Source organism: Pseudomonas sp. 05N434, assembly GCF_056396965.1.
Window position 1 is genome coordinate 1 of sequence record NZ_JBFTMK010000368.1, and the last position, 5150, is coordinate 5150.

General features: G+C 60.8%; 7 protein-coding genes. 4 read left to right on the plus strand and 3 right to left on the minus strand.

Going from position 1 to position 5150, the window contains the following annotated elements:
- The 4 genes from AC1DLB_RS20740 to AC1DLB_RS20755 all read left to right on the plus strand — a co-directional run.
- Positions 1-646 (plus strand): asparagine synthase-related protein (locus tag AC1DLB_RS20740; protein WP_477785557.1); only part of this gene is annotated, 646 nt, incomplete at its 5' end.
- A gap of 3 nt (positions 647-649) precedes the next feature.
- Complete coding sequence (gene ngg, locus AC1DLB_RS20745; protein WP_018929875.1) at positions 650-2398, plus strand: N-acetylglutaminylglutamine synthetase; 1749 nt, start codon at positions 650-652, stop codon at positions 2396-2398.
- Positions 2399-2435: 37 nt separating this feature from the next.
- The gene (locus AC1DLB_RS20750) at positions 2436-3626 is read left to right on the plus strand and encodes an osmoprotectant NAGGN system M42 family peptidase (RefSeq protein WP_477785558.1); all 1191 of its coding nucleotides are present in this window, start codon (positions 2436-2438) and stop codon (positions 3624-3626) included.
- A 65-nt stretch (positions 3627-3691) separates the two neighbouring features.
- Positions 3692-3919, plus strand: coding sequence for a YheU family protein (locus tag AC1DLB_RS20755; RefSeq protein ID WP_003199186.1), 228 nt, complete (start codon positions 3692-3694; stop codon positions 3917-3919).
- A 5-nt stretch (positions 3920-3924) separates the two neighbouring features.
- Here the strand turns inward: AC1DLB_RS20755 and csrA are convergent, their stop codons facing one another.
- The 3 genes from csrA to AC1DLB_RS20770 all read right to left on the minus strand — a co-directional run.
- Complete coding sequence (csrA, locus tag AC1DLB_RS20760; protein WP_064616631.1) at positions 3925-4110, minus strand: carbon storage regulator CsrA; 186 nt, start codon at positions 4108-4110, stop codon at positions 3925-3927.
- A gap of 153 nt (positions 4111-4263) precedes the next feature.
- The gene (locus AC1DLB_RS20765) at positions 4264-4596 is read right to left on the minus strand and encodes a YnfA family protein (RefSeq protein WP_258613301.1); all 333 of its coding nucleotides are present in this window, start codon (positions 4594-4596) and stop codon (positions 4264-4266) included.
- 65 nt (positions 4597-4661) lie between these two features.
- The coding region (locus AC1DLB_RS20770; RefSeq protein ID WP_477785559.1) for an SDR family NAD(P)-dependent oxidoreductase at positions 4662-5150 on the minus strand (489 nt) is incomplete at its 5' end.

A 5150-nucleotide genomic window follows, 5' to 3' on the forward strand; every position in this document is an offset into this window, starting at 1 on the left:
GTTCGCCGGGTATCACTGGTATCCGCAGGTGGACGGCGCGAGCGATCCGTATGCGGCATATCGCGATGCGTTTTTCGACCGCAGCTATGCCGACTATGCCGCCACAGTGCAACCGAAATGGCTGACAGCCAACGATGCCGCCGGCGACTTCGTGAAGGAACATTTCGCACAACCCGGTGCCGACGCGGCGGTGGACAAAGCCCTGCGCCTGGACAGCACCGTGATGCTGGTGGACGACCCCGTCAAACGGGTCGACAACATGACCATGGCCTGGGGCCTGGAAGCGCGCACGCCGTTTCTCGACTATCGCCTGGTGGAATTGTCGGCGCGGGTGCCGGGCAAATTCAAACTGCCGGATGGCGGCAAGCAAGTGTTGAAAGAAGCAGCGCGGCTGGTCATTCCCAGTGAAGTGATCGACCGTAAAAAGGGTTACTTCCCGGTGCCTGGCCTCAAGCATTTGCAGGGCGATACGCTGAATTGGGTGCGTGAACTGCTGCTCGATCCGAGTCAGGATCGCGGCTTGTTCAACCCCGCCATGCTCGACCGCCTGCTGACCGATCCGCAAGGCCAGTTGACCCCGTTGCGCGGCTCCAAGCTGTGGCAATTGGCGGCCCTGAACCTGTGGCTCAGTGAACAAGGAATCTGATCGATGAAACCCCACGCCACGGCTTACAGCCAACGCCTGTTGCGCGGTCAGGCGCCCTCCTACGAACGCTTGCAGGCACGCCTGGCCGAAGACGGCAGCGCATTGAGCGCCGTGCCCATCGCCGTGCATTGCGGTTGGGGCCGGTTGTTAATCGGCCATACCTTTCCCGATGCGGCGAGCCTCGCCCAAGAGTTGCTCAATGAGCAGCCCGGTGAGCGGGACATCGCCTTGTACGTCGCCGCCCCCCAGCAAGTGCTGGGGCTGGAACCGGCGCAACTGTTTCTCGACCCGTCCGATACTTTGCGCCTGTGGTTCAGCGATTACCGTCAGGCCACCCGGGTGTTTCGCGGTTTTCGCATTCGTCGGGCGCAAAGCGAGGCGGACTGGCAGGCGATCAATCAGCTGTATCAGGCCCGCGGCATGCTGCCGATCGATGCAGGTTTGCTGACGCCCCATCATCAGGGCGGCCCGGTGTACTGGCTGGCCGAAGACGAGGACAGCGGCGCGATTATCGGCAGCGTCATGGGCCTCAATCACCACAAGGCATTCAACGATCCGGAAAACGGCAGCAGCCTGTGGTGCCTGGCGGTGGATCCGCAATGTTCCCGCCCAGGCGTCGGTGAAGTGCTGGTGCGGCACTTGATCGAACACTTCATGAGCCGTGGGCTGAGTTACCTGGACCTGTCGGTGCTGCACAACAACCGTCAGGCGAAAAATCTTTACGCCAAGCTCGGTTTTCGCAACTTGTCGACCTTTGCGATCAAGCGCAAGAACGGTATCAACCAGCCGTTGTTTCTCGGCCCCGGCCCCGAAGCCGAGTTCAATCCGTATGCGCGGATCATCGTCGAAGAGGCTCATCGGCGCGGTATTGAGGTGCAGGTGGATGACGCGCAAGCCGGTCTGTTTACCTTGATCCATGGCAGTCGTCGGGTGCGTTGCCGCGAATCCCTGAGCGATCTGACCAGCGCCATCAGCATGACCTTGTGCCAGGACAAAAGCCTGACTCACAAGGTGCTGAAAAACGCCGGCCTCAAACTGCCCGCACAACAACTGGCGGGAAGCGCGGACGACAATCTGGCGTTTCTCGACGAGCACGAACGGGTGGTGGTCAAACCGCTGGACGGTGAACAGGGTCAAGGGGTGGCGGTGGATTTGCGCAGCATTGAGGAGGTCCAGCAAGCCATCGAAAACGCCCGTGCATTCGACAGTCGAGTGCTGCTGGAAAGTTTTCACGAAGGCCTCGATTTGCGGATTCTGGTGATCGGCTTCGAGGTGGTCGCGGCTGCCATTCGCCGGCCGGCGGAAGTGGTGGGCGATGGTCAGCATTCGATCGGTGCGCTGATCGAAGCCCAGAGTCGTCGCCGTCAGGCGGCAACCAGCGGCGAAAGCAAAATCCCGCTGGATCAGGAGACCCAACGCACCTTGCAGGCGGCGGGTTATGACTACGCCAGCATTCTGCCGGCCGGCGAGCACTTGTTCGTACGGCGCACGGCGAATCTTCATACCGGCGGCATCCTTGAAGACGTCACGGCGATTCTGCATCCAGCCTTGGTGGACGCGGCGGTGCGCGCGGCGCGAGCGCTGGATATTCCGATGGTCGGGCTCGACCTGATGGTACCGGCCGCCGACCAGCCGCAGTACGTGTTTATCGAAGCCAATGAACGCGCCGGCCTGGCCAACCATGAACCGCAGCCGACGGCCGAGCGGTTTGTAGATTTGTTGTTTGCACATAGTCAGCCGGCAGTCCCTTAGTGATGTGTTGTCTGTACCAACACCATCAGGAGTTTCCATGACCAGCAAAATTCCCGAACCGGATCTCGATTACCTGCAAAAAGTCCTGCTGGAAATGCTCGCCATTCCCAGCCCCACCGGGTTCACCGACACCATCGTGCGGTACGTCGCCGAGCGCCTTGAAGAACTGGGCATTCCCTTTGAAATGACCCGTCGCGGCACTATCCGCGCGACTCTCAAGGGCAAGAGGAACAGTCCGGACCGAGCAGTCTCCGCTCACCTGGATACCATTGGCGCGGCGGTTCGCGCGATCARGGACAACGGACGCCTGACCCTGGCGCCCGTCGGCTGCTGGTCCAGCCGTTTTGCCGAGGGCAGCCGCGTCAGCCTGTTCACCGACAACGGCGTGATCCGCGGCAGCGTGTTGCCGCTGATGGCTTCCGGGCACGCGTTCAACACCGCCGTGGATGAAATGCCGATCAGCTGGGATCACATCGAATTGCGCCTGGACGCCTATTGCGCCACCCGCGCCGATTGCGATTCGCTGGGGATCAGCGTCGGCGATTTCGTCGCCTTCGACCCGTTGCCGGAGTTCACCGAAAGCGGCCACATCAGCGCCCGTCACCTCGACGACAAGGCTGGCGTTGCCGCACTGCTGGCGGCACTGAAAGCGATTGTCGACAGCGGCGAAGAGTTGATGATCGACTGCCATCCGCTGTTCACCATCACCGAGGAAACCGGCAGCGGCGCAGCGGCGGCCCTGCCCTGGGATGTCAGCGAATTCGTCGGCATCGACATCGCGCCGGTCGCGCCCGGCCAGCACTCCAGCGAACACGCGGTGAGCGTGGCGATGCAGGATTCCGGCGGGCCTTATGACTATCATCTGTCGCGGCATCTGCTACGCCTGGCCGCTGACAACGAACTGCCGGCACGTCGGGACCTGTTCCGCTATTACTTCAGCGATGCTCACTCGGCCGTCACCGCCGGCCATGACATTCGCACCGCCCTGCTGGCCTTCGGTTGCGACGCCACTCACGGCTACGAACGTACCCACATCGACAGCCTTGCCGCTCTCAGCCGTTTGCTCGGCGCCTACATTCTCAGCCCGCCGGTATTCGCCAGCGATGCACAACCAGCCACGGGATCGCTGGAGCGGTTCAGTCACCAGATCGAGCACGAGACGCAGATGGAAAGCGATACCCGGGTACCGTCGGTGGATAGCCTGCTGGGACAGCGCACAGAAAGCTGAGGCGAACACTGGTGATGTGTTCATATCCGCCGTAGCATCGCGCCAATGTTTAACCGAGGTGCCTTATGCTGATCCCCCACGACCAACTTGAAGTYGACACCCTGACCCGCCTGATCGAGGATTTCGTGACCCGTGACGGCACGGACAACGGCGATGACACGCCGCTGGAAACCCGTGTGTTGCGTGTGCGTCAGGCATTGACCAAGGGCCAGGCGCTGATCGTCTTCGATCCGGAAAGCGAGCAATGCCAGTTGATGCTCAAGCACGACGTGCCCAAGCACCTGTTCGACTGAAGCCCTTAACGAGCCTTGGCTTTTGCCTGTTTGATCTGGATGCGCTCGTAGACTTCGGCGCGGTGTACGTTGACCTGCTGTGGCGCTTCAACACCGAARCGCACACTGCTTCCGTTGACGGCGAGCACCCGCACGGAAATGTTGTCACCAATGGATATCAATTCGCCCACAACGCGACTGAGTACAAGCATGGCATTCATCCTTCAGGGTTACCGGCCCCTGAAGATGCCCTGCGCAGAGCGGGTCTTCAATGCAACGACCGCAAAACAGTCCCGCCCTACAATGCAGGCTGCATCACCCTGACGGACGTGTCTGACAAACCGCTTGAATGAAGGACCGATCCGTCAGGAAGCGGTAAGGCGCGGACCAAACAAAATGACAGTCGCCCCGAGTACACACAGCGCCACGCCGATCCAGTCCGAGCCCAATGGTCGAATCCGCTCGACCACCGCCAGCCAACCAACCGACGCGATGATGTAGATGCCACCGTAGGCGGCATAGGCGCGACCGGCGTAGTTCGCTTCGACCCGGGTCAGCAGTAGCGCGAACAACGTCAGGCTGAACAAGGCCGGGATGACCCACCACACGCTTTTACCCTGGCGCAGCCACATCCAGAAAGCGAAGCAGCCGGCGATTTCGAACAGCGCGGCGAGGAAAAACCACAGGTAATTGAGCATGCAGACGTCTCGTTGGGATGGCCGGTTGGCGGCCACCCTAACGACGGTGTTGCGCACAGGCAAGTTCAGCCTGCGTTTTGTTTGGCCTTGGCGCGCATTTTGTCGGCCATCACAGTCATTTCGTTGTAGAGCAATTGCGGGTCTTTCTGTTTGATCGCCCAGGCCATACGGCCCTGCTCGTGAGGCAGGATCAAGAATTCGCCAGCGGCGACCTGCTGATAGATGTAGTCGGCAATGTCAGCAGCGGTGATCGGTGAGCTTTCCAGCAATTTGCCGACCTGGGCTTTCATGGCCGGGGTCGGGCCACGGAAGGAGTCCAGTAGATTGGTCTGGAAGAACGACGGGCAAACTACATGCACGCTGACTTCCTCATGGGCCAGTTCAATCAGCAAACTTTCGGACAACGCCACCACACCCGCCTTGGCCACGTTGTAGTTGCTCATGGCCGGGCCTTGCATCAGCGCCGCCATCGAGGCGATGTTGATGATTTTGCCTTTGCTTTTCTCCAGCAGCGGCAGGAAGGCCTTGCAGCCCTTGACCACGCCCATCAGGTT

Coding starts and splice junctions, on each gene's coding strand:
- AC1DLB_RS20765 (WP_258613301.1), bottom strand. CDS start 4,596: ATGCTCAATTACCTGTGGTTTTTCCTCGCCGCGCTGTTCGAAATCGCC.
- ngg (WP_018929875.1), top strand. CDS start 650: ATGAAACCCCACGCCACGGCTTACAGCCAACGCCTGTTGCGCGGTCAG.